Here is a 22,616-nt window from a genome sequence, read left to right on the forward strand (position 1 = left end):
CCGTTTATGTCGCAGGTAGCGTTCCCGCAAAATTAAATTTTGGTATGCGACCAAACGCCCCGCGGCTTGCGTGACGCGTCAATGGCCCAATGTAATGTTGTTCACCGTGAGCAGGCGGGCAAAATGCTCGCTCGCCAGATAAGCGTGCTCGACCTCTCGAACTTTGGTAAGGGGGTCGAGGCTTTCGAGCACGTCGTCGACAAAGCCCGGATGGCACATCACGACGCCGCCTTCCGGCAGTCCCGCGAGAAACTCGCCCATCAGCGCGCCGAAATCGGGCGGGCGCGAATAGTCATAGGCGCCGGCAAACGCCGGGTTGTGAGCGAGGCCCGCGCGCGCCGCGCGGCGCTTGAACTGCGTCGAGAGGTGGTCGAGGAACAGCGCCTTCGGCCTGCCGAGCCGGTGCCTGAGCGGCTGATTGCGCTTGGCCTGGCGTACCCAGGCATTCGGCGCCTTTTCCTTCACGGCCGCGAGAACGCCATCGCGAACGACCGGATAGAGCTGCACGTGCTGATGGCCGTCGACGAAATCGGGCGAACGGCCGAACAGATCGCGGAACGCATTGAGCTGCATCTCGACTTCGGCGCGGATGATCTCGGGATCGATCCGGCGCAACATCCCCGCGGCAAGAAGGCTCGGGAACGGCAGGAACAATTCGTCCTTGAGCGGGCGGAAATGCATGGTGAGCGGCCGGAACGGCGCGGTCAGCGTCACATGTAGGCCGATCGCGCAGCGTTCCGCCTTCGCGACAACCTCCTGCAAACGCACGGCCTCGTCGCGGCCGATTGCGGGCGTCACCATCATCACCGAGGTCGCGTTCAGCCGGCCGCGCTCGATCAGCTCGCGAATGGCGCGGTTGACGCCCTCACTGATGCCGTAATCGTCGGCGCAAAGCCAGATGCGCCTCGGCGAAACGGCATCATTCATTCGGCCGCGGTCCTCTCGTTCGCCTGATGCGCAGCCTCTGCCTCGCCCTCGCACTGCTTGGCGGAGTGCTCGGCCACGAAGTAGATCGGGCGCGCCTTCAGCTCGGACAGGATCTTGCCGATATATTCCCCGACGATGCCGATCATGATGAGCTGCACGCCGCCGATCGTCATCAGGCCCACCACGAGCGAGGGATAGCCGGGCACCTGCTTGCCGGTGGTGAACACCTCCCACAAAATCGACAGCCCAAACAGGAACGCGGCGGAGGCGAGCAGCACGCCGAGCAGGCTCGCAAAACGCAAGGGGGCGACCGAGAACGAGGTCAGGCCTTCGATGGAAAGGCCGAGCAGCCGCACGAAGTTGAAAGTGCTGACGCCATGCTCGCGCGGCGCCGGCTCATAGTCGACGCGAATCTGTCGAAATCCGATCCAGCTCGCGAGCCCCTTGAAGAAGCGGTTGCGCTCGGGGAGCTGCCGCAGCGCCGCCGCCGCGCGCGGCGACAGCAGGCGGAAGTCGCCGGCGTCTTCCGGGATCTTCTGGCGCGCGCCCCAGTTGATCAGGGCGTAGAAGCCGTGCACGGAGAGCCGGCGCAGGATCGATTCATTGTCGCGATTGGCTTTCGCGGTATAGACCACGTCGTAGCCGCCCTCGATCCAGTGACTGACGAGCTGCTCGACGAATTCCGGCGGATGCTGGCCGTCGCCGTCCATGAACATCACGGCGCCGCGTCTCGCGTGGTCGAGGCCCGCTATCAGCGCGGCCTCCTTGCCGAAATTGCGCGACAGCGACACCACCTGGACGTCGAGCACGTCCGCCTTCAAGCCTCGCGCGATTTCAAGCGTGCGGTCGGTCGAGCCGTCGTCGACATAAACGACCTCCGAGCTGAGACGGAAGTGCTGCCGCAAGCGCCTCGCCAGCGTGCTGAGGCGCTCATGCAGCTCGTTCAGTCCCGCCGCCTCGTTGTAGACGGGGACGACGATCGACAGGCCCTGCGCCGCGGCATTGGCCGGCGTAGTCGTCAGGCCCGAAACATCGCTACCGAGCATCATGGATCAGTTTTCCAACTCCCCCCGATTGGAGAATATGGCAATCGCCATCCCTTGTCGCCACGGCCGGCCGGTTAGCCAATTGTCATTATTGCCGCAGGAACGCTTCGAGCTTGGCGAAAAGCGGATTCTCGCGGTCAAGCACGTAGTCCAGTGACGCTACCGACACCGTCTCCGCGCCCCTCTCGCGCAGGAAGCTGCCGAGCGCGTAGAGCTGCGACGGTGGGCAGTGCAGCGTGACCATGCCCGACGAGGTAGGGCCGCCGAACGGCGACACCACGCCGAAGCGCTTGTGCGCTTCGGCGAGCAACGCTGCATCGCAACCGGCAAAGCGGGTGCGGACCTCGCGGTACTTGTTGGCGCGCGCGCGGGCGGCGATGTGGTCGAGGATGATGCGCGCGGTCTCGCGCGCTTCGGTCGACCAGTCGGCGTCGCGTGACGCCACGAGATTGGCCTGGCTCTTCAGGATCACGCCGTCGTCCAGCACCTTCAGCCCGTTGGCGGCGAGCGTCGCACCCGTCGTGGTGATATCGACGATCATCTCTGCGGTGCCGGTCGCCGGCGCGCCTTCGGTCGCGCCGGCGCTCTCGACAATGCGGTAGTCGACCACGTCGTGGGCGGCGAAGAAGTTCCGCGTCAGATTGATGTATTTGGTCGCGACTCGCATCCGCCGGTTATGCTGCTCGCGGAAGCCGGTGGTGACGTCGTCGAGATCGGCCATGGTGCGGACGTCGATCCAGGCCTGCGGCACAGCGACCACGACATTGGCGTGGCCAAAGCCAAGCTGGTCGATCAACAGCACGCGTTTGTCGGCGTTGGCGATGGTCTCGCGCACCAGGTCCTCGCCGGTGACGCCGAGATGCACCGCGCCGCTCGCAAGCTGGGCTGCGATCTCGCTTGCCGAGAGATAGGCGATCTCGATGTTGTCGTAGCCCATCATGGTGCCGCGATAGTCGCGCGCGCCGCGCGGCTTGGCGAGCGTAAGCCCGGCATGCGTGAAGAAGGCCTCGGCGTTTTCCTGCAGGCGCCCCTTGGAGGGCACCGCGAGAACGAAGGGCGTCGTCATGCTTTGCTCCCGCGGCCGAGTTGCGTGAGCGCTTCGACCCAAACGGAAAATCCGACCGCGGGGATCGGTGTCGGGGAGCCGAGCTGCGTCATCAGCGTGTCGTAGCGGCCGCCGGCGACCAGCGGCTCGGCGCCGTTGCCGCTCCGGTGCAGCTCGAATTCGAAGCCGGTGTAGTACTCGAGCCCGCGCCCGAAGGCGGTGGAGAAGCGGACCTTGCGCACATCGATGCCGCGCGCGGCCATGAAGCCGACCCTGCTCTCGAGCTGGTCGATCGCGGCCGCAATATCGAGCTTCGCTTCGGTTGCGAGCGCACGTAGCTGCGCCACGGCTTCGTCCGGGTCGCCCGCAATCGCAAGAAAACGCTTGATGATGGAGGTCGCGTCGCGCGGCAGCGCGCCGGCCTTCAGCGTCGACTGCTCGAGAAAGCGGTCGGCGATCTCGGCGACCGTGCGGCCGCCGACATTGGTCGCGCCGGCGATCGACATCAGGTCGGTGACGAGCGCGAGCGCAGCCTTGCGGTCGCTGCCCGCAAGCGCGGCGAGCACGCCCTCATATTCGTTGCCGCCTGGCGCGGTCTTCAGCGTGAGCTGCTCGATGTCCTGGGCGAGATCGATCTTGCGGTTGAAATCCTTGATGAGCCGCCGCCGCCACACCGGAAACAACTGCAGCGCATCGATCAGCGCATTGAACAGCGCGACGTCGCCGGTACGGATTTCCACATCGTGCACGCCGAAGGCGGTGGTCGCTTCCAGCGCGAGCGCCAGCATCTCGGCATCCGCCGCGGAGCGGTCCTGCCGGCCGAACGATTCGATCCCGGCTTGAAGGAACTGGCTCGACTTGCCCCAGCGATAGCGGAACACCGGGCCGAGATAGGAAAAGCCCGCAGGCTGGCCGGCGCGCGGGGAGGCGAGATAGTCGCGCGCGACGGGAATGGTCAGGTCGGGGCGCAGGCACAGTTCCTCGCCGCTCGGATCGGTCGTGAGGTAGAGGCTCTTGCGGATGTCTTCGCCGGAGAGGTCGAGGAACGGCTCGGCCGGCTGCAGGATCGAAGGCTCGGAGCGCTCGTAGCCAGCCTGCGCAAACGACAATAGCAGCGCGTCCGCCCAGGCGGCGGTTCCAGTCAAGGAATTGGCTGATGTCGCGGTCATTTCGGGTTCCACAAGCGACCGGAACATGGGTTCCGGTGGCGATTTCGCGCTGCCCTTAGCACGCCTGCAAATGGGTTTCGACAGGGATCGGGCAAATCCCTTAACGCCTTCTGTCTTAACGGTTTTTAACGACCTGGCCCGCGCCAATCGCCGAGCGCGGCCTGAACCAGGGCCAACGCCGCGACGCCAGCAGTATCTGCGCGCAGGATGCGGGGGCCGAGCGCCAGCTTCAGTGTCTGCTTCTGCCGGAGCAGCAGCGCGCGTTCCTCCTCCGCAAAGCCGCCTTCGGGGCCGATCAGGACGTCGACGCCTTGCGGGTGCGCAGTCCGCGTCCGCAGGGCCTCCAGGGGATCGGCGACGTCTGCGGCCTCATCGCAGAACACCAGGAGGCGCTGTGGGTCACGCCCGTCAAGAAAGCGCTCCAGCGGCACGGGATCGGCGACCAAAGCAAGACTCAGAATGCCGCACTGCTCGGCAGCCTCGATGACATTGGCGCGCATCCGCTCGCCATTGACCCTTGAGACCTGCGTGAAGCGGGTCAGCACCGGCTGCAGTGAGGACGCACCCATCTCGACGGCCTTCTGCACCATGTAGTCGAGCCGCGCGTGCTTCAGCGGCGCGAAGACATAGGCGAGATCGGGCAGGCGATCCTGCGGGCGGGTGCATCTCTCGATCGTCAGGCTGTCCGGCCGCTTCCGTCCCGCAATCGCGGCGCGCCATTCGCCATCGCGGCCGTTGAACACCAGAATGCTGTCGCCGGCCTTAAGGCGCAGCACGTTGCCGAGGTAATTGCTCTGATCGCGCTCCAGCGCGACCGTCTGGCCCTCGCCAAGCGGTGCATCGACAAACAGGCGAGGACTACGAAAATCCAGATCCGGCATCCGTAACCTTTCGATTCCGGGCCGCATTTTAACCCAAAGGTTTAGAATCCCGGGCAAATACTGGCCCAATCTGCGACCGCACGCCGCGCTGTTGCCAAATTCGGCGGGTTGTTAAGCACCGGCAGGAATCGTAAATAAGCCGGTGCATGACACCCGCAGGCCGAACGGACCTTGCCGGAGAAACAGCCTTGATGATCAACCGCTTGATTGTGCCGCTGACGCTGGCGGTGTTTGCAGCAGGGGCTGGACCTGCGCTGGCGCAGGGCGCCTTCCCCGCGCCGCTGCCGAACCAAATGAATCAGCCGCCTGCCAACGATCCAGCCTTTCCGCCGGTTCATGGCGGGGCGCCCGCCAGCGATCCAGCCTTTCCACCCGTCAATGGCCGGGCGCCGGCCGCGTCCATCGGGGCGCCGATGGCGCCGTTCCCCTCCGGCGGCGCTGCGCCGATCGCGGGCAACCCGGGTTCGTTCGCGCCGGCGCCTCCGAGTCAGGCCGGCGGCGGCCCTTCGCAGGCCTGCATGAACGCTTTCATTCCGCTTCGCAACGAAGCCGAGAAGAGGGGCAAGCTGATCAAGGCCGCCAGCGAGAGGCGTGCGCCGCCCGATGAGGCCTGCAAGCTGATCAGGAACTACGGCGCGGCCGAAGTGAAGATGATCAAGTATGTCGAGAGCAACTCCGCGAAGTGCGGCATCCCCGGGCAGGTAGCCGATCAGTTGAAGGCCGGCCACAAGAACACCGAAGGCCTGGAGCAGCGGGTCTGCGGGATGGCGGAGCAGATGAAGACGCGCGGAGCCGCTGGCCCGACTTTGAGTGAAGTGCTCGGCTCGGCCACGGCAGCGCCCGAAGCCACCACCACGCGCAAGGGCGGCAGCACCTTCGATACGCTGAACGGCAACGTCCTGCAGAGGTAGGTCGAAAATGAGCGACGCGATCACTCGCGTTGCCGATGCGACCGGCAATTGGGTCGACACCGTCGCGCCATCCTGGTCGCGGCCGTATCTGCGGCTCGCCCGCCTCGATCGCCCGATCGGATCCTGGCTGTTGCTGTTGCCCTGCTGGTGGTCGGCTGCCCTTTCCGCCGGCATCGCCCACCACCTCGATCGCCTGCTACTCGATCTCGCGCTGTTCTTGATCGGCGCCTTTGCCATGCGCGGTGCGGGTTGCACCTGGAACGACATCACCGACCGCGACCTCGACGCGAGGGTCGAGCGCACGCGCTCGCGGCCGATTCCGGCGGGACAGGTCAGCGTCAGGCAGGCGCTCGCCTTTCTCGTCGCACAGGCGCTGGTGGGCCTTGCCGTGCTGCTGCAGTTCAACCGCTTTGCGGTTTTCACCGGCATCGCCTCGCTTCTGATCGTTGCGGTCTATCCCTTCATGAAGCGCATCACCTGGTGGCCGCAGATCGTGCTGGGGCTCGCCTTCTCCTGGGGCGCGCTGATGGGATTTGCGGTGAGGTTCGGCAGGCTCGATGCGACAGCCTTCGTGCTCTACGCCGGATCGATCGCCTGGGTGATCGCGTATGACACCATCTATGCGCATCAGGACGCCGAGGACGACGCGCTGATCGGCGTCAAGTCGACCGCGCGGCTGTTCGGGGAGCGCACGCATCAGGCGCTCACGGTCTTCTATGGCCTTGCGGTGGTGCTGATCGGCGCAGCACTCGCGCTCGCGGGTGCAGGAGTGGCGGCCTGGATCGGGCTTGCCGTGTTCGCCGCGCATCTTGCCTGGCAGGTGAGCCGGCTCAGGATCGGCGATTCCGCGCTGTGCCTGCGATTGTTCAAATCCAACCGCGACGCGGGCTTCATGCTGTTTGCGGGGCTGCTTGTGGATGCCGTGATGCGCGCTGTTTGAAGCTGGATTGCAGGGTGGGCAAAGCGAAGCGTGCCCACCACTTCTGCCGCTCGTAAAATGGTGGGCACGGCGCATGCGCGCCTTTGCCCACCCTACGAAACCGATCTCAATTCCTTGCGATGATCTCGCGCTCGCCGCGGAAGATATTCGCAGGATTGAGCAACGCGCCGATCCGGCGCCGCATCAGGAATTTCGGCCGACGAACACGGATGGCGTTACGGCGGCGGCGGCGGGGCGCCGGCTCGCGCGTCTCGTCCGTGAGCTGTGGCAGCGAGAACAATTCGCTCCACATCAGCCAGGCCGCGGCGATCTCGTCGTGGTCCTCACTGACGCAAAGCGGAATGGTGAGCGAGGGATCGCGGTGCAGGAGCACGAGCATCTGCGAATCCTTGATGCCGCGCATTGCGACGCCGAGGAAATCGCTGACGCGAACATTGACGGCCATCCGCATGCCATGGACGGCACGGCGCAGCACGACGCGTTCGCGATGAAGTTCAATCTGCCTGATGCCGCCATCCGCGCGCACGTCGTGCGCGGCAAAGCGCACGGGCAGGGAAAGAGGGTCGAGCCGCTCTGCGCGGCTCGACCCGGCGGGATTGATCCCGCTTGTTGATGTTTGACGCCTCACGGCTTGTTCTCCCCGCCGGGATTATGCTCCCGGTCGATGCGTGAGACTTTGCCACAGCGATTTCCGTTTCGCCTTAAAAAGCCTGGTTAAGGAGGCGTCACCGGGCCGCAATCGGCTTCCATGATTGACAAGACCTTGGCTTGCATGATTGACGAGACCTTGCGGAAGCTTCGAAATTTGCGCCTTTCGGCACGACGAAAATGCTTGAAGTCCGCGCCAATCGGGCACATCTGGTGGGTTTATCGACTTGTGCCCGCACCCCTAAAAGCCCGAGGATTTCGTTCGTGAACTCTTCACCATCCGCCGCGCCCGCGCTTTCGAGAAAGATGTCCCACGCCGACCTGTTCGACCAGTCGGCGCTGTCAGCGCTGGCGGAGCGTCTGGTGGAAGCCGCCAAGCGTGCGGGCGCGGATGCAGCCGACGCGATCGCGGTGCGCGGCATCTCGCAAGGCGTCGAGGTACGCGACGGCGGTATCGAGGAATCCGAGCGCTCCGAAGGCGACGATCTCGGCCTGCGCGTGCTGGTCGGCCGGCGCCAGGCAGTTGTCTCGACCAACGACATCAGCGGCGATGGCGTGGCCCGGCTCGCCGAGCGCGCGGTGGCGATGGCTCGCGTTGCGCCCGACGACAAATATGTCGGGCTTGCCGATCCCGCGCTCTTGGCACGGAGCTTCCCGGACCTCGACCTGCTCGATCCCGTCATTCCCGATGTCACCGAGCTCGAGCAGCGCGCGCAGGAGGCGGAGGCCGCTGGACTTGCGGTCAAGGGCGTCACCAAATCAGGCGGCGCGTCCGCCTCTGCCGGTATCGGCGGCATGGTGCTCGTCACCTCGACCGGTTTCCACGGTTCCTATTTGCGCTCGAGCCAGGGCATCTCGATGACGGCGATCTCGGGCGAGGGCACCGCCATGGAGCGCGACTATGATTACACCTCGGCGCCGCACGCGACCGACCTGGAGACGCCGGAGCGCGTCGGCCGCACCGCAGGCGAGCGCACGGTGGCGCGTGCCAATCCGCGCAAGGTCGAGACCTGCCAGGTGCCTGTCGTATTCGACCCCCGCATTTCCGGCTCGCTGGTCGGCCATCTCGTCGGCGCGGTGAACGGCGCGTCCATCGCGCGCAAGACGAGCTTCCTGAAGGACAAGCTCGGCGCCCAACTCTTTGCGAAGAACATCCGCATCATCGACGATCCCCTGCGCAAGCGCGGCCTGCGCTCGCAATCCTTCGATGCGGAGGGCGTTGCGGCGAAGCGGCTCGCCATCGTCGACGACGGCGTGCTGACCACCTGGCTGCTCGATTCGGCGACCGCACGCGAGCTCGGCATGACCACGACCGGGCACGCCCATCGCGGCGTGTCGTCCTCGCCTTCGCCGGGGCCGTACAATCTGCATCTCGAAGCGGGCGAGGTGACGCCGGCCGAGCTGATGAGCGACATCAAGCAGGGCTTTTACGTCACCGACCTGATCGGCTCCGGCGTCAACGGCGTCACCGGCGACTACAGCCGCGGCGCATCCGGCTTCTGGATCGAGAACGGCAAGCTCACCTATCCCGTCAGCGAGGTGACGATCGCGGGCCATCTCTTCGACATCTTCAAGTCGATGGCGGTGGCCAATGACCTGGAATTCCGCTACGGCGTCAATGCGCCGACGGTGCGCATCGAGGGACTGACGCTTGGCGGACGCTGACGGTGCGCAGGACGAAGTTCTGGCGCGCGACGTTCAACTGCTGCAGGATACCGTGCGCGAGGCTGGCAACCTCGCGCTCTCGCTGTTCCGCACCGAATTGAAGAACTGGACCAAGGGCGCATCGTCGCCGGTCTCGGAAGCCGATATCGCGGTCAACGATCTCCTGGAAAGGCGGCTGCGCTCGGCAACGCCGGATTATGGCTGGCTCTCGGAAGAAAGCGCCGATGACGAGGAGCGGCTCGGCAGGCGCCTGGTATGGATCGTCGATCCGATCGACGGCACGCGCGGCTATCTCGCCGGACGCGAGGATTGGTGCGTGAGTGTGGCGCTGGTTGCGGACGCAACGCCGGTGCTCGCCGCCGTGTTCGCGCCCGCGACCGACGAGTTTTTCTTTGCCGCGCGCGGGCAGGGCGCCACCCGCAACGCAGAACCGATTTTCGTGACAGCCGGCAGCGCGCTGGATTTCGCGCGCGTCGCCGGTCCCAAGCCGCTGGTCGAGCGGCTTGACCAGACTCGGAAAGACATCGTCCTGCATCCGCGTATCGCTTCGCTGGCGCTCCGGCTTTGCCGGGTCGCGCAGGGAAGTCTTGACGCCGCCTTCGCCGGCGGACAGAGCAGAGATTGGGATCTTGCCGCAGCGAGTTTGATCGTGCAGGAAGCGAATGGTAAGATGACCGCCCTTTCCGGGGACGCGATCCTTTACAATCGTCGGGAAGTGGCGCACGGGGTGCTGGTGGCCGCGGGACGCGATCGTCATGCGAGCATCGTCTCGCATTTTCGAAACCGTCAGTTGTCGTGAGCGTCGCTGCTGCGCCGGGATGTGCGTGCCGGGCCGATTGTTAGGAAAGAACCACCATGCCAGCCAGTGCCCCGCAGCAATTGCTTCATCTCGTCATCGGCGGCGAGCTGACGGATTTCGAGCACAACACTTTCAAGAATCTCGACCAGGTGGATATCGTCGGCGTGTTTCCCAACTACGCGACCGCCTATGCGGCGTGGAAGGCAAAGGCGCAGGCGACCGTCGATAACGCCCAGATGCGCTATTTCATCGTGCATATGCACCGGCTGCTCGATCCGGCGCAGGATATCAAACTAGACGCGAAAACGACCCGTTGAAAAAACTGCTTCGCAATACGCTGCGCAGCAGCTGGTTTCAGCGCGCTGCGGGTTTCGCCGCGGCAGAATGGCTGCGATTTGTCTGGCGCACCAACCGCGTCACCTACGAGCCGGGCGGTTTCGAGGCCCTCTATGACCGCGTCGAGGGGCAGTTCCCCGCGATCTTCGCGTTCTGGCATGGTCAGCATTTCCTGACTCCGTTCATCAAGACCAAGCCGACCCACAAGGCCAAGGTGTTGATCTCGCTGCACCGCGACGGCGAATTCAATGCGATCGCGGTCGAGCGGCTCGGCATCGGCACCATCCGCGGTTCCGGCGATCATGGCTCGGCCTTTCACCGCAAGGGTGGCGTCGGCGCCTTCAAGGAGATGGTGCGCGCGCTCGATGACAACTATAATGTGGCACTGACCGCCGACGTGCCCAAGCGCTCGCGCGTGGTGGGGCTCGGCATCATCATGCTGGCGCGAGAATCCGGACGGCCGATCATGCCCTTCGCCATGGCCACCAGCCGCTATATCCAGCTCAGGAATTGGGACCGCACCACGATCAACCTGCCGTTCGGGCGCGGCGCAGTCGTGGGCGTCGAGGAAATCTATGTGCCGCGCGACGCCGACGCCGCCGCCCTGGAGCATTATCGTCAGAAACTGGAAGCGTTCCTGAACCAGGCGACCGAGCGCGCCTATGCGTTGGTCGGCCGGCCCAAAGGAGCCCGGCATGACTAATTCCTTGCCGATGACGCTGCGGTTCTACCGCGGCCTGTCCTCGGCAATGGTGCCGCTGGCGCCTGCGCTGATCAAGCGGCGCCTCAAGCTCGGCAAGGAGGATCCGGAGCGGATCGGCGAGCGGCGCGGCATCACCAGCGACACCAGGCCGCTGGGGCCGATAGTGTGGATTCATGGCGCCAGCGTCGGCGAGGTGCTGGCCGCGGCCGCGCTGATCGAGCGGCTGCGCGCGCTCAACATCCGCATCCTGCTCACCTCGGGCACGGTGACGTCGGCTGCGATCGTCGCCAAGCGATTTCCTCCCGACATCATCCATCAATATGTTCCCTATGATTCCCCACGCTACGTCGCGCGCTTTCTCGAGCACTGGAAACCCTCGCTCGCCTTGTTCATCGAATCCGATCTGTGGCCTAACCTGATCCTGCAGAGCGCGGCGCGGCGGCTGCCGATGGTGGTGATCAACGGGCGGATGTCGCAGCGCTCGTTCCCGCGTTGGCGTCGGGCGCATGGCACGATTTCCGCGATCCTGGAAAAATTCGACATCTGCCTCGCGCAATCGGCCACCGACGCCGAACGGTTTGCCACGCTCGGCTGCCGCAACGTCGCCATCACCGGCAATCTGAAGCTCGACGTCCCGGCGCCGCCTGCGGATTCCTTCAAGCTCGAACGATTGACGTCGATGACGCGCGGCCGGCCCGTGATCGCTGCGGCTTCGACCCATCCGGGCGAAGAGGAAATCCTGATCGAGACGCACAAGATGCTGGCGAGCTTCTTCCCGGGCCTCCTCACCGTGATCGTGCCGCGGCATGCCGATCGGGGCCCATCGATCTGGCGCCTGGTCGACGCGGCGAGGCTGAAGGCGGCGCTGCGCTCGCGCGACGAACTGCCGACGGGCGCGACCGATATCTATGTCGCCGATACGATGGGCGAGCTCGGCCTGTTCTATCGCGCGGCTCCGATCGTGTTCATGGGCGGATCGCTGGTCCCCCACGGCGGACAGAATCCGATCGAGGCGATCAAGCTCGGCGCGTCGATCGTGCACGGTCCGCACGTGTTCAACTTCTCCGATGTCTATGAGGCGCTCGATACCTCGGGCGGCGCGCGAAAGGCGGAGACGCAGGAGGCGCTCGTGAAGCAGCTCGGCCAGTTGCTCGCCAACCCGCAAGCGCGTGAGGCCATGATCGCGGCATCCTCCCGCGTCGTGGAGGAGCTGGGCGGTGCGCTCGAACGCACGCTTGCCGCGCTCGAGCCGTATCTGTTGCAATTGCGGCTCGAGATGGGAGCCGCCAATGCGTGAGCCGGCGTTCTGGCACGCGCCGTCGTCATGGACATCGCATCTGCTCCGGCCGCTCGGCGCGCTCTATGGCGCGATCGCGGCGCAACGATTGACGCGTATGGGATTTGATGCCGGCGTGCCGGTCCTCTGCGTCGGTAACTACCACCTCGGCGGCGCCGGCAAGACTCCGACCGTGCTGGCGCTGGCAAAAATCCTGCGCGAGCTCGGCGAGATGCCGGTGGTGCTGAGCCGCGGCTATGGCGGGCGCCTGCGCGGCCCTGTCATGGTCGATCCGAGCCGCCACGGCGCCGGTGACGTCGGCGATGAGCCGCTCATGATGGCTCAACGAATTCCGGTTGCGGTGTCGGGTGACCGCATCAACGGCGTGGCGCTGGCGCGCTCGCAGCGCGCCAGCGTGATCCTGATGGATGACGGTTTCCAGAATCCGTCGATCGCCAAGGATGCGTCGCTGATCGTGATCGACAGCGAACGCGGGCTAGGCAACGGCTTTGTGTTTCCCGCCGGCCCCCTGCGCGCGCCGCTGTTGCCGCAGCTTGCGCGCACCGACGCGCTGATCGTGGTCGGCGACGGCGCAGCGGGGCAGGCGGTCGCCGCCGAAGTCGCCGCGCGCGGCGGTTTGGTGCTGTCGTCGCGTCTCGCGCCGGATGCAGCATCGCTTGAAAGGCTTAGAGGCAAGCGCGTGCTCGCCTTTGCCGGCATCGGCGATCCCCGGCGCTTCTTCCGCACGTTGCGGGCAGCGGGTATCGAGGTAGCGCGGGAGCGCACCTTCGCCGATCATCACCCGTTCTCGAAAGGCGAACTCGAAAGCCTGGTCGCGGATGCGAAGGCCGATCAGCTCGCGCTGGTGACGACGGAAAAGGATTTTGCGCGATTGTGCCGGCCCCGTGAAACGCCGGCCGCCCTCCGCGACATCGTCCCGTTCGCGGTGACGCTGGAATTTGCCGATGCGGCGCCGCTGAAGAAGTTCCTCGCCGACCGCCTGTTCAAGGCGCGCGAGCACAGAGTTCAGAAGAGATAAGTTCTACGTCGTCCCGGCCAAAAGGCGAAGCCGTAGCCCACCGTCATCGTCGAAAGAAAATGGTGGGTTTCGCTACCGAGGCTGGGCAAGAATTCGCTCGGTTTCGCGGTGCGACCGTATAGGATTCGTCGGATGACGAATCGCACGTTCAAGAGCGGGGCTTGCCGCGAGCAAGGAAGTCTGCCGCCGCCGCGGGTGGACGATTATGTGGGGCCGGATAATCCGGTTCGCGCCATCGATGCCTATGTGTGTTCGCTCGACCTGTACGCTCAACCCACCTACGAAACCTTCAAGACTTCAGCGCGTCCGGATAATGCCGCTGCAGCACGGCGCTCGGCAGCGCATAGGCCTCCTGAAGGTCCACGCTCCAGTATTTCAGCTCGTCGAGCGGGATCCGCGCATCGGTCACCGCGCAGCGCACATAGGTCCCCGGTGAGATCACGCGGAAATCGCCGTCCAGATATTGCACCTGTGCTTCGCCGTGACCCGAGGGGCCGAATTTGTTCAGCACGATCAAGCTCTCCAATTCAATCGCGTCGATTACAATCTAAGCATAAATAGGTGGTTCTGTCCGCCTGCGAAACCCACCGATTTGTGATGTTTTGCGCAAATTGGCGCGTGTTACCCTTTGGTGGGGATGGACGCGCTTGCCGTAATCGCCATAACGGTCTTCCAAGAAGCAGATGCGCCTGAAGTCAGTCATCGCATTTCTGACGTTTTTTGCCGCGGCTTTTCCCGTGTTGGCCGCGACCGCCGTTGCGCCGCGCGAGGTTGATATACCGGAAGGCGCCATCACCCTGCGTGCGCAGCTCTTCAAGCCGGATGGCGACGGCCCGTTCCCGACCGTGATTGCGTTGCACGGCTGCGGCGGGCTTGCCGGCCGCACCGAGCCGGTTCTGCCGCGCTATCGTGATTGGGCCGAGCAGCTCCTGAAGGACGGCAAGGCCGTGCTGCTGCCGGACAGCTTCGGCTCGCGCGGGCTCGGCCCGCAATGCCGCACCAAGGAGCGCAAGGTGAGCGCGCGCCGCGAGCGGGTCAAGGATATCGCAGCCGCCCGGCAATGGCTGATGCAACAGAAATGGGTCGCGCATAACCGCATCAGCCTGATCGGATGGGCGCACGGCGCCAGCGCGCTGCTCTGGGCCGTGCGCCCGCAATTATGGTGGCGTGGCCGCGAGCCGGATTTTCGTTCCGCAATCGCATTCTATCCGGATTGCCGGATCTCCGCCGGGCTTGGCTGGAGCGCGCGGGTGCCGACGCTGCTGCTGATCGGCGCCAAGGACGACGTCTCCTCGCCGCCGGCCTGCCGCCAGATGATCGACGGAGCGCGCGGCCGCAGCGCGCTGGCGCGGATTGTGGTCTTTCCAGGCGCCTATCATGATTTCGATCGTGCCAACCTGCCGGTGCATGCCATCGCCGGCAGCGCGGATGCCGCGCTTCCCGAACACGGCCATCTCGGCAGCGACCCCGCGGCGCGCGCGGATTCGCAGAAGCTCGTCGCCGAGTGGCTGGCGCGGTAAAGAGGCCAGTTGCTTCGTCATGGCCGGGCGTGACCCGGCCATCCATCAATCAAAAGAGATTCGTGTTTGATGGATGCCCGGGTCAAGTCTGGTCAAGCCCGGGCATGACGACGTAGCGAGAGCGTTTCCTAAAACAAACTTCCCTGATCGACAGGCTTGACCACGCGCCTCGGCGTTCGCGGTCGGCGTGGAGCGGTGGCGGGGGGCTGTTGTGGTGGCAAGACGGGTTGAGCCGTGCCGGCCGTCGCCGCAATTCGCCCATCGGAAAACTCGAGCTCGAGCCGGGCACCGGCCTCGACGTCGGCCGCCGCATGCAGGGGATGGCCGGCCTCGTCCCGCACAAGGGCAAAGCCGCGCGCCAACACGCTGCGATAGGACAGGGCGGTGAGCAATTGTCCGCTATGAAGCATCTGCGCCTCAAGCCGATCCAGCATGGTCAACATGGCGCGCTCTGCGCGCTCGGCCAATCGCGCTGTTCGTTCGTACTGACGCGCGATCGTCTGCCGCTGGGCCTGCGCATTGGCAAGCCGCGAGGCCTTCAGCCGCGCCTCCAGCCCGGAGAAGCGTTCGCGACGGCTTCTGAGCAGCGAGCGTGTGCAGTGCTGCAATCTCTCGCCGGAGATGGTGAGATGCTGCCGCGCCTGCGCCACCTGACCGCGCAGCACCCGTAACGTCAACCGTGCACTGCTGGAAGCAAAACGGCGGAAATGCGCGTGCGTGTTGGCGCGCAAGCCGCGGGGCAGGGCGCCGCTGGCGGTATCGAGCCGCTGCCGCGGAATCGCCAGCAACTCGCTTGCCGCCGGCAAGGCGCGCGCGGCTGCGCGAAACTCATTGCGGCGGTTTTCCTGTCCGCGTTGCCAGCAGACGATCACGCGACGGGCGAGGCTGTCGACCTCGGCGACGAGATCGCTTTTCACCGGCACCGCCATCTCGGCCGCCGCGGTCGGCGTCGGCGCGCGCTTGTCGGCGGCGAAATCGATCAGCGTGATATCGGTCTCGTGGCCGACCGCCGAAATCAGCGGGATCACGCTCTCGGCCGCGGCGCGAACCACGCTCTCCTCGTTGAACGACCACAGATCTTCCAGCGAGCCGCCACCGCGCGCGACGATCAAAACATCGGGCCGTGGAATTCTACCGCCTTCCGGCAGCGCATTAAAACCGCGGATCGCGGCCGCGACCTGCTCGGCCGAGCCTTCGCCCTGCACCTTGACCGGCCACACCAATACGCGGCGGGGAAAGCGGTCCTCCAGACGATGCAGAATGTCGCGGATGACCGCACCGGTCGGCGAGGTGACGACGCCAATCACCTCCGGCAGCCAGGGCAAGAGCTGCTTGCGCGCCTCACTGAACAGGCCCTCGGCGGCGAGCTTCTTCTTGCGTTCCTCCATCAAGGCCATCAGCGCGCCGATGCCGGCGGGCTCCAGCGCCTCGATCACAATCTGGTAGGTGGATTTGCCGGGAAAGGTCGTGAGCCGGCCGGTTGCAATCACCTCAAGCCCTTCCTGCGGCTTGAAGCGCATGCGGGCGTGGGCGAACTTCCAGATCACCGCCTCGATCTTGGCGTTCTCATCCTTGAGCGCGAAGTAGCAATGGCCGGACGAATGCGGCCCGCGGAAGCCGGAAATCTCGCCGCGCACGCGCACATGGCCGAACCGGTCCTCCACCGTCCGCTTCAGGGCGGAGGACAGCTCTGACACCGTAAATTCGGGCGCGTTAATCAGGTTTTCGGCAGCGGGCATCTCGACTCGCGAACAAAACGGGTCCGCCCAAGTTAGGGATTTTCGTCGCGAACCGCCAATCCGTAACCGGCTTTTCCTCTTGCTTTTCCATTAACTCTGCATAATAGAGTACTCTATATCGTATTTCTGGAGGAAAATCATGGCGACTTCGCTGGTTTCCTGGTTCGTTTGGTTCCCCCTGAAACTCCTGCTGTGGGCGTTCGCCGCGGTGGGCGTCGTTGCGCTGGCCTTGACCGCGATGATCGCAACGCCACTGAGGCGGCCGCCGGAGCTGCATTCCATCTCAGAGACGGCCGGCGCGGTGGACCGCAGCACCATGCCGGAGCTTCAGCGCTTTTCCGCCCGCGACGGCACAGTGCTCTCCTATCGGCACTATCCGGCGCGTGGAGCGGCAAGGGGAACGATCGCGATCCTGATCCACGGCTCGTCAGGATCGAGCGCCGCCGTGCATGCGCTTGCCGATGCGCTCGCCGCCCATGGCGTCGAGACCTACGCCCCCGACATCCGCGGCCATGGCGGCTCCGGCACCCGCGGCGACATCGCCTATCTCGGCCAGCTCGAGGATGACATGGCCGATTTTGTGGCGCTGATCCGCACCACATCGAGCGAGCCGATCGCGCTCATCGGCCATTCCTCTGGCGGCGGCTTTGCGCTACGGCTCGCCAGCTCGCCGATCAAGGACCAGTTCGCGCGCACGATTCTGCTTTCGCCCTATCTTGGTTACGACGCGCCCTCCAACCGCCCGTACTCCGGCGGCTGGGCCAGCCCCGACATTCCCCGCTTCTTCGCAATCGTCGCGCTGAACAAGCTCGGGATCGATTGCTGCGAGGCCTTGCCGACGCTCGCCTTCGCCGTGCCGCCGGATTCCGCGAAGATCCTGGCGTCGACCTATTCGTACCGCCTGATGCGCAATTTCGCGACGCGCGGCTACAGGAGCGATCTTGCCGCCGTGACAAAACCGCTGACCTTGATCGCCGGCGCCGACGATGAATTGATGCTTCCCGACAAATATGCCGACGCCGTGCATGCGGTGTTGCCACAGGCCGAAGTCAAGCTGATCGACGGCATCAACCACATGGGCATCGTCAGCGCGCCGAAGGCAGTCAACATAATCGCCGACTATGTCGCAACCCATAGCGCAACGGGGACATGAACCATGGGCGCATCTGAAGGGAAGATCGTCATGATCGATCGCGACGAGGCATCCGCCGTGCTGTCGGACATCAAGGACATGGTTGCGCGCGTGCGGCAGTCGCGCATCTACGACTTCGCCAGCCAGTTCATCGTGGTGGCCGGCGGGTTCGTGATTGCCGGCAATCTCGCGACCTATGTCGCGCCGCGCTATGCCACCTACATCTGGGTCGCGGTCAATGTGCTGACCGTTCTCATCTCGTTCGCGATTGGCCTGGCTGGCCGCCGGCAGACCGGCGTGAACGCGTTCGATTCCAGGGTGCTCGTCGCCTTTCTGCTGTTCTACGGATTTGGCCTGCTCTGCACCGGGGTGCTCGGTCATTTCGGCTCGCGCGAGATCGGCACATTCTGGCCGACCTACTTCATGCTGTTCTATTGCATCGCCGGTTTGTGGTTCGGCCGCGCTTTCATCTTTATCGGGCTTGGCATCACGGTGCTGACGCTGATCGGCTATTTCTTCATCACCAGCGATATCTTCCTGTTGTGGATGGCGGTCGTGAACGGTGGCGGCCTGATTGTCAGCGGCCTCTGGATGCGCTGGGGCGAATAATGGCGGAGCTGGATGAGGTCATCCACCAGCCGCTGCGCCTGCGGATCATGGCCGCGCTGAACGCGCTGCCGAGCCCGATCGGCCTGGAATTCTCCAAGCTGAAGAAGCTGACGGGTGCGACCGACGGCAATCTCGGCGCGCATATCGAAACGCTGGCCAGGGCGGGCTATGTCGCGGTCGACAAGGCCTTCGTCGGCAAGAAGCCGCAGACCACGGTGACAGCGACCGCGACCGGCCGCGCCGCCTTCGCCCGCCATGTCGCGACCTTGCAGGAGATCATCGCGGCATCCGAGGGGGAGAAATAGCACCGTCATTCCGGGGCGCGACGAAGTCGCGAACCCGGAATCCCGGGCCGCATGGTTTGTCTGCCACAACATCGAGATTCCGGATCGGCGCGCAGAGCGCGCCGTCCGGAATGACGGGATGTGGATATGGAGGCCTTGCAGAGTGCCGGGGATTCGTGCAACCGACACTCATGCATATCCTCCTGCTCGGTTCCGGCGGCCGCGAACATGCTCTCGCATGGAAGATCGCCGCTTCCCCGCTCGTGACGAAGCTCTGGTGCGCGCCGGGCAATGCAGGGATTGCGCGCGAGGCCGAGTGCGTCGCGCTCGATATCGCAAACCATGCGGCCGTGATCGAATTCTGCAAGAACAACGCGGTCGAGCTTGTCGTGGTCGGCCCGGAAACGCCGCTCGCGGCGGGAATAGTCGATGATCTCGCTTTGGCCGGCATCAAGGCGTTCGGCCCGGGCAAGCAGGCCGCTCAGCTCGAAGGCTCCAAGGGATTCACTAAAGACCTCTGCGGCGAGTTCAACATTCCGACCGGCGCCTATCGCCGCTTCGACAATGCTGCCGAGGCGATGGCTTATGTGCGTACGCAAGGCGCGCCGATCGTAGTCAAGGCCGATGGGCTTGCCGCCGGCAAGGGCGTGGTGGTCGCAAGGACGCCGGAAGAGGCAGAAGCCGCAGTCAAGATGATGTTCGATGGTGGCTTTGGCGCGGCCGGCGCCGAGGTCGTGATCGAGGAGTACCTCGCCGGCCGCGAAATCAGCTTCTTCGCGCTGTGCGACGGGGAGACCGCGATTCCGCTGGCGAGCGCCCAGGACCACAAGCGCGTGTTCGACCATGACGAGGGACCGAACACCGGCGGCATGGGCGCCTATTCACCCACGCCGTTCGTCACGTCCGAAATCCACGACCGGATCATGGCGCGGATCATTTTGCCGACGGTGACGGGCATGAAGAAGCGCGGCATGCCGTTTCGCGGCGTGCTCTATGCCGGCGTGATGCTGACGGAGCAGGGTCCGAAACTGTTCGAATACAATGTTCGCTTCGGTGATCCCGAATGCCAGGTCTTGATGCTGCGGATGATGTCGGACATCGTGCCGGCGTTTCTCGCCGCGTGTGACGGTGAGCTCAAGCATTTCAACCTGCGCTGGTACGCCGAGCCGGCGATCACCGTGGTGATGGCCGCGAAAGGCTATCCCGGCGATTACAAAAAGGGCACGCGCATCGACGGGCTCGATGAGGCTGCGAAAATCGAGGGCGTCGAAATCTTCCACGCGGGCACGATCGCCAGGGATGGCGCCATCCTCGCCAATGGCGGACGCGTCCTCAACATCTGCGCAATGGGCAAGACCGTCACCGAAGCGAAGACGCGCGCCTATCGGGCGATCGACCGCATCCGCTGGCCCGACGGCTTCTGTCGCCGCGACATCGCCTGGCAGGCGGTGGAGGCGGAGCGAAGCGGTTAGCATTCATCGCCGTCATTGCGAGGAGCGAAGCGACGAAGCAATCCAGACTGTCTCCGCTGCATGGATTGCTTCGCTTCGCTCGCAATGACGGTCAGAGCAAATCCCCGCCGGCGGCGAGCGCGGTCGTGCCGTGCTCGCGGAACGCCTTGATGACGTTGCGGCCGACCTTCCATTTGTGGACCTCGTCGGGGCCGTCGACCAGGCGCTGCGAGCGCACCTGGGTGTACCATGCGGCGAGCGGCGTATCCTGGGAGAAGCCGAGCGCGCCGTGGAGCTGGATCGCGGTGTCGATCACGTGGTGCACCATATGCGCCAGAAACACCTTTGCGATGGAGTTCTCCTGCCGGAAGTCGAGACCCTTCTCGGCCTTATAGGCAATGTGCAGCAGCATCAAGCGGCCGATATAGAGCTGGCTTGCGCATTCGGCGAGCATGAACTGCACGGCCTGGCGGTCGGCGAGCGGCTGGCCGAAGGTCGAGCGTTTTGTCACCCGCGCGGTCGCCATGTCGAGCGCGCGCTGGGCTTTGGCGATGTTGTGCATGCCGTGGCGCAAGCGGCCGTAGCCGAGGCGATGCTGGCCCATGTTGAAACCATTGCCTTCGCCGCCGAGCAGATTGTCGGCCGGCACTTTCAGATCCTTGATGTCGATCTCGGAATGGCCGCCATGGATCTGGTCGTAGTAGGGACCTTCGATCGCCATGTTCTTGACGTTGCGCTTGATCTTGTAGCCGGGGTTCGGCAGCTCGACGATGAAGGTCGAATAGCGCTTGTGGCGTGGCGCGTCGGGATCGGTCATCGCCATCACCAGTGCCATGTTAGCGACGCTCGCCGATGACGAGAACCATTTTTCGCCGTTCAGGATGTAATTCTCGTTGCCGTCCTTCACCGCGCGGGTCTGCATGCCGGTGGCGTCTGCGCCGGAGGCCTTCTCCGTCATCGAGAAGCAGATGCGCTTCTCGCCGTTGAGCAAGGGCTTTAAGAACTTCTCCTTCTGATAATCCGTGCCGTGGGCGAGGATGGTCATGATCGATGCATCGTCGGGGCCTTGCGTGTTCATCGATAGCGCGCCCAGCATGCTCTCGCCCAACTCCATCTGCACCAGCGCATTGGCGAGCGGCCCCAGTCCCATGCCGCCATATTCCTTCGGCACGAAGGGATTCCACAGGCCCTGCGCGCGCGCCTTCTTGCGCAGGTTGGCGAGCACGTCGTCGAATCCCTTGGATTCCAGCTCCTTTTCCGCCGGGATACATTCGTCATGGACGAATTTGCGGACCTTTTCGCGGACCGCCTTGGCTTCGGCGGGGACTTCGAAGTCGAGCATGGCATTTCCTCTTGTGGTTCTTGGTGCGGGTTCTTGATGGCCTGACCTGTGGAATGGCATAACGCCGCCCGCTACCTGCGGCAACGACAAACAAAGTTTGAACCGACGCGAAGCGTCGTACCTCGCGCAGGCGGGGTACCCAGTACGCCGCAGCAGATGTCGCGAAGGGGCTATTAGTGTTTACTGGATCATCCGCTTTCGTGGATGATGACATGGGTGCTGGCAATGACCGATCTCGCCGACCTCTTCCCCGGCTATGACTCCAAGTGGATCAACACCTCGCAGGGCCGCATTTTTGCCCGGTTCGGCGGCAGCGGGCCGCCGCTCCTGCTCTTGCACGGCTTCTCCTCGACCCATGTGATGTGGCACGTGGTGGCGCCGAAGCTCGCCGACAAGTTCACGCTGATCATCGCCGACTTGCCGGGCTACGGCTGGTCGGACATGCCCGAGAGCGACGAGAACCACACGCCCTACACCAAGCGCGCGATGGCCAAAGCGATGGTCGAGGCGATGGAGCAGCTTGGTTACGTGCATTTCGCGCTTGCCGGTCACGACCGCGGCGGCCGCGTGTCGTATCGGCTGGCGCTCGATCATCCCGGACGGCTGTCGCGGCTCGCCGTGCTCGATATCCTGCCGACCTATAATTACTGGGAGCGCATGAATCGTCTCTATGCGTTGAAGATCTATCACTGGACGTTCCTGGCGCAGCCAGCGCCGTTCCCGGAGACGTTGATCTTGGGCGCGCCGGATTTCTTCCTGAAGAAGAAGATGGCGAGCCAAACCAAGTCGAAGACCTTGAACGCGATCGATCCGCGCGCGCTGGAGCATTATCTCGCGCCCTTCCGCGATCCCTCGCGCGTGCATGCGATGTGCGAGGATTATCGCGCCGGCGCCTATGCCGACTATGAGATCGACAGGCAAGATTTCGAGGCCGGCAAGAAGATCACGATCCCGACGTTGGCGCTGTGGGGCGATGCCGGCATTGCATCGGCCGCCGCAACCCCGCTCGACACCTGGAAGCTGTGGGCCACGAACGTTGTGGGCTCGCCGGTCGATTCCGGACATTTCCTGACGGAGGAAAATCCGGACGCCACGGCGAAGTTGCTGCGGGAGTTTTTCCTGGCGGGGTAGGGCGTCTCCGTCATTGCGAGGAG

The 22,616-nt window shown here is 64.6% G+C and carries 23 protein-coding genes; 14 read left to right on the forward strand and 9 right to left on the reverse strand.

The window, feature by feature from the left end; genetic code table 11:
• Positions 1-78: 78 nt before the first annotated feature.
• From VKR55_RS14110 to VKR55_RS14130, 5 genes are all read right to left on the reverse strand, one after another.
• The gene (locus VKR55_RS14110) at positions 79-927 is read right to left on the reverse strand and encodes a ChbG/HpnK family deacetylase (protein ID WP_324404366.1); all 849 of its coding nucleotides are present in this window, start codon (positions 925-927) and stop codon (positions 79-81) included.
• Positions 924-1,976 (reverse strand): glycosyltransferase family 2 protein, encoded by a 1,053-nt coding sequence (locus VKR55_RS14115; protein WP_324404368.1) that lies wholly within the window; start codon positions 1,974-1,976, stop codon positions 924-926. Before VKR55_RS14115 ends, VKR55_RS14110 begins: the two co-directional genes overlap by 4 nt.
• An 85-nt stretch (positions 1,977-2,061) precedes the next feature.
• Positions 2,062-3,039, reverse strand: a complete 978-nt coding sequence (hisG, locus tag VKR55_RS14120) for an ATP phosphoribosyltransferase (protein WP_324404370.1) — start codon at positions 3,037-3,039, stop codon at positions 2,062-2,064.
• Positions 3,036-4,187 carry an ATP phosphoribosyltransferase regulatory subunit gene (locus VKR55_RS14125; protein WP_324404372.1) on the reverse strand — a complete coding sequence of 384 codons (1,152 nt, stop codon included), beginning with the start codon at positions 4,185-4,187 and terminating at the stop codon, positions 3,036-3,038. The genes hisG and VKR55_RS14125 overlap by 4 nt, the downstream gene beginning before the upstream one ends.
• A gap of 125 nt (positions 4,188-4,312) precedes the next feature.
• Positions 4,313-5,068: a 16S rRNA (uracil(1498)-N(3))-methyltransferase gene (locus VKR55_RS14130; protein ID WP_324404374.1), complete on the reverse strand. Its 756-nt coding sequence runs from the start codon at positions 5,066-5,068 to the stop codon at positions 4,313-4,315.
• 191 nt (positions 5,069-5,259) lie between these two features.
• Between VKR55_RS14130 and VKR55_RS14135 the strand changes: the two genes are divergently transcribed.
• Together VKR55_RS14135 and ubiA are read left to right on the forward strand one after the other, a co-directional pair.
• Entirely contained in the window at positions 5,260-5,979 is a 720-nt protein-coding gene (locus VKR55_RS14135; RefSeq protein WP_324404376.1) for a hypothetical protein, read from the forward strand.
• Between the two features lie 7 nt (positions 5,980-5,986).
• Positions 5,987-6,919, forward strand: coding sequence for a 4-hydroxybenzoate octaprenyltransferase (gene ubiA, locus VKR55_RS14140; RefSeq protein WP_324404378.1), 933 nt, complete (start codon positions 5,987-5,989; stop codon positions 6,917-6,919).
• Positions 6,920-7,025: 106 nt separating this feature from the next.
• Here the strand turns inward: ubiA and VKR55_RS14145 are convergent, their stop codons facing one another.
• Positions 7,026-7,547, reverse strand: coding sequence for a DUF6101 family protein (locus tag VKR55_RS14145; protein WP_324404380.1), 522 nt, complete (start codon positions 7,545-7,547; stop codon positions 7,026-7,028).
• A 284-nt stretch (positions 7,548-7,831) separates the two neighbouring features.
• Between VKR55_RS14145 and VKR55_RS14150 the strand changes: the two genes are divergently transcribed.
• Genes VKR55_RS14150 through lpxK form a run of 6 tightly spaced genes read left to right on the forward strand, consistent with a single transcriptional unit; the run spans position 7,832 to position 13,385 of the window.
• The gene (locus tag VKR55_RS14150) at positions 7,832-9,232 is read left to right on the forward strand and encodes a TldD/PmbA family protein (protein WP_414642366.1); all 1,401 of its coding nucleotides are present in this window, start codon (positions 7,832-7,834) and stop codon (positions 9,230-9,232) included.
• Complete coding sequence (locus tag VKR55_RS14155) at positions 9,219-10,031, forward strand: 3'(2'),5'-bisphosphate nucleotidase CysQ (RefSeq protein WP_324404384.1); 813 nt, start codon at positions 9,219-9,221, stop codon at positions 10,029-10,031. The genes VKR55_RS14150 and VKR55_RS14155 overlap by 14 nt, the downstream gene beginning before the upstream one ends.
• Before the next feature lie 56 nt (positions 10,032-10,087).
• Entirely contained in the window at positions 10,088-10,348 is a 261-nt protein-coding gene (locus VKR55_RS14160; protein WP_324404386.1) for a DUF4170 domain-containing protein, read from the forward strand.
• Positions 10,345-11,070, forward strand: a complete 726-nt coding sequence (locus VKR55_RS14165; protein ID WP_324404388.1) for a lysophospholipid acyltransferase family protein — start codon at positions 10,345-10,347, stop codon at positions 11,068-11,070. Before VKR55_RS14160 ends, VKR55_RS14165 begins: the two co-directional genes overlap by 4 nt.
• Positions 11,063-12,367 (forward strand): 3-deoxy-D-manno-octulosonic acid transferase, encoded by a 1,305-nt coding sequence (locus tag VKR55_RS14170; RefSeq protein ID WP_324404390.1) that lies wholly within the window; start codon positions 11,063-11,065, stop codon positions 12,365-12,367. Before VKR55_RS14165 ends, VKR55_RS14170 begins: the two co-directional genes overlap by 8 nt.
• Positions 12,360-13,385 carry a tetraacyldisaccharide 4'-kinase gene (gene lpxK, locus VKR55_RS14175; RefSeq protein ID WP_324404393.1) on the forward strand — a complete coding sequence of 342 codons (1,026 nt, stop codon included), beginning with the start codon at positions 12,360-12,362 and terminating at the stop codon, positions 13,383-13,385. The genes VKR55_RS14170 and lpxK overlap by 8 nt, the downstream gene beginning before the upstream one ends.
• A 289-nt stretch (positions 13,386-13,674) precedes the next feature.
• On the opposite strand, the gene VKR55_RS14180 is transcribed toward lpxK, so the two are convergent.
• Positions 13,675-13,896, reverse strand: coding sequence for a DUF2093 domain-containing protein (locus VKR55_RS14180; RefSeq protein WP_324404395.1), 222 nt, complete (start codon positions 13,894-13,896; stop codon positions 13,675-13,677).
• Between the two features lie 172 nt (positions 13,897-14,068).
• Between VKR55_RS14180 and VKR55_RS14185 the strand changes: the two genes are divergently transcribed.
• On the forward strand, positions 14,069-14,905 hold the full coding sequence (locus VKR55_RS14185; RefSeq protein WP_324404397.1) for a dienelactone hydrolase family protein: 837 nt from the start codon (positions 14,069-14,071) through the stop codon (positions 14,903-14,905).
• A gap of 128 nt (positions 14,906-15,033) precedes the next feature.
• Here VKR55_RS14185 and xseA read toward each other — a convergent pair whose 3' ends face one another.
• Entirely contained in the window at positions 15,034-16,644 is a 1,611-nt protein-coding gene (gene xseA, locus VKR55_RS14190) for an exodeoxyribonuclease VII large subunit (RefSeq protein WP_324404399.1), read from the reverse strand.
• 238 nt (positions 16,645-16,882) lie between these two features.
• On the opposite strand from xseA, the gene VKR55_RS14195 reads away from it, so the two are divergent.
• From VKR55_RS14195 to purD, 4 genes are all read left to right on the forward strand, one after another.
• A complete protein-coding gene (locus tag VKR55_RS14195) occupies positions 16,883-17,797 on the forward strand; it encodes an alpha/beta hydrolase (protein WP_324404487.1) in 915 nt (304 codons plus the stop codon).
• Positions 17,798-17,827: 30 nt separating this feature from the next.
• A complete protein-coding gene (locus VKR55_RS14200; RefSeq protein ID WP_324404490.1) occupies positions 17,828-18,385 on the forward strand; it encodes a hypothetical protein in 558 nt (185 codons plus the stop codon).
• Complete coding sequence (locus VKR55_RS14205) at positions 18,385-18,690, forward strand: winged helix-turn-helix domain-containing protein (RefSeq protein ID WP_324404401.1); 306 nt, start codon at positions 18,385-18,387, stop codon at positions 18,688-18,690. Before VKR55_RS14200 ends, VKR55_RS14205 begins: the two co-directional genes overlap by 1 nt.
• A gap of 170 nt (positions 18,691-18,860) precedes the next feature.
• On the forward strand, positions 18,861-20,141 hold the full coding sequence (gene purD, locus VKR55_RS14210; RefSeq protein WP_324404492.1) for a phosphoribosylamine--glycine ligase: 1,281 nt from the start codon (positions 18,861-18,863) through the stop codon (positions 20,139-20,141).
• Between the two features lie 91 nt (positions 20,142-20,232).
• On the opposite strand, the gene VKR55_RS14215 is transcribed toward purD, so the two are convergent.
• Positions 20,233-21,462 carry an acyl-CoA dehydrogenase family protein gene (locus VKR55_RS14215; RefSeq protein WP_324404403.1) on the reverse strand — a complete coding sequence of 410 codons (1,230 nt, stop codon included), beginning with the start codon at positions 21,460-21,462 and terminating at the stop codon, positions 20,233-20,235.
• A gap of 225 nt (positions 21,463-21,687) precedes the next feature.
• On the opposite strand from VKR55_RS14215, the gene VKR55_RS14220 reads away from it, so the two are divergent.
• The gene (locus VKR55_RS14220; RefSeq protein ID WP_324404405.1) at positions 21,688-22,593 is read left to right on the forward strand and encodes an alpha/beta fold hydrolase; all 906 of its coding nucleotides are present in this window, start codon (positions 21,688-21,690) and stop codon (positions 22,591-22,593) included.
• Positions 22,594-22,616: the final 23 nt, after the last annotated feature.

Origin of the sequence: Bradyrhizobium sp. (assembly GCF_035309285.1) — a bacterium.
Classification (GTDB): Bacteria; Pseudomonadota; Alphaproteobacteria; order Rhizobiales; family Xanthobacteraceae; genus Bradyrhizobium.

Excerpts from the sequence above, each read along its gene's own strand:
- VKR55_RS14200 (WP_324404490.1), top strand. The coding sequence starts at position 17,828 with ATGATCGATCGCGACGAGGCATCCGCCGTGCTGTCGGACATCAAGGAC.
- VKR55_RS14205 (WP_324404401.1), top strand. The coding sequence starts at position 18,385 with ATGGCGGAGCTGGATGAGGTCATCCACCAGCCGCTGCGCCTGCGGATC.
- VKR55_RS14215 (WP_324404403.1), bottom strand. The coding sequence starts at position 21,462 with ATGCTCGACTTCGAAGTCCCCGCCGAAGCCAAGGCGGTCCGCGAAAAG.
- purD (WP_324404492.1), top strand. The coding sequence starts at position 18,861 with ATGCATATCCTCCTGCTCGGTTCCGGCGGCCGCGAACATGCTCTCGCA.
- VKR55_RS14135 (WP_324404376.1), top strand. The coding sequence starts at position 5,260 with ATGATCAACCGCTTGATTGTGCCGCTGACGCTGGCGGTGTTTGCAGCA.
- VKR55_RS14160 (WP_324404386.1), top strand. The coding sequence starts at position 10,088 with ATGCCAGCCAGTGCCCCGCAGCAATTGCTTCATCTCGTCATCGGCGGC.
- VKR55_RS14220 (WP_324404405.1), top strand. The coding sequence starts at position 21,688 with ATGACCGATCTCGCCGACCTCTTCCCCGGCTATGACTCCAAGTGGATC.
- VKR55_RS14185 (WP_324404397.1), top strand. The coding sequence starts at position 14,069 with ATGCGCCTGAAGTCAGTCATCGCATTTCTGACGTTTTTTGCCGCGGCT.
- VKR55_RS14170 (WP_324404390.1), top strand. The coding sequence starts at position 11,063 with ATGACTAATTCCTTGCCGATGACGCTGCGGTTCTACCGCGGCCTGTCC.
- hisG (WP_324404370.1), bottom strand. The coding sequence starts at position 3,039 with ATGACGACGCCCTTCGTTCTCGCGGTGCCCTCCAAGGGGCGCCTGCAG.
- VKR55_RS14125 (WP_324404372.1), bottom strand. The coding sequence starts at position 4,187 with ATGACCGCGACATCAGCCAATTCCTTGACTGGAACCGCCGCCTGGGCG.
- VKR55_RS14130 (WP_324404374.1), bottom strand. The coding sequence starts at position 5,068 with ATGCCGGATCTGGATTTTCGTAGTCCTCGCCTGTTTGTCGATGCACCG.
- VKR55_RS14115 (WP_324404368.1), bottom strand. The coding sequence starts at position 1,976 with ATGATGCTCGGTAGCGATGTTTCGGGCCTGACGACTACGCCGGCCAAT.
- lpxK (WP_324404393.1), top strand. The coding sequence starts at position 12,360 with ATGCGTGAGCCGGCGTTCTGGCACGCGCCGTCGTCATGGACATCGCAT.
- VKR55_RS14195 (WP_324404487.1), top strand. The coding sequence starts at position 16,883 with ATGATCGCAACGCCACTGAGGCGGCCGCCGGAGCTGCATTCCATCTCA.
- VKR55_RS14110 (WP_324404366.1), bottom strand. The coding sequence starts at position 927 with ATGAATGATGCCGTTTCGCCGAGGCGCATCTGGCTTTGCGCCGACGAT.
- xseA (WP_324404399.1), bottom strand. The coding sequence starts at position 16,644 with ATGCCCGCTGCCGAAAACCTGATTAACGCGCCCGAATTTACGGTGTCA.
- ubiA (WP_324404378.1), top strand. The coding sequence starts at position 5,987 with ATGAGCGACGCGATCACTCGCGTTGCCGATGCGACCGGCAATTGGGTC.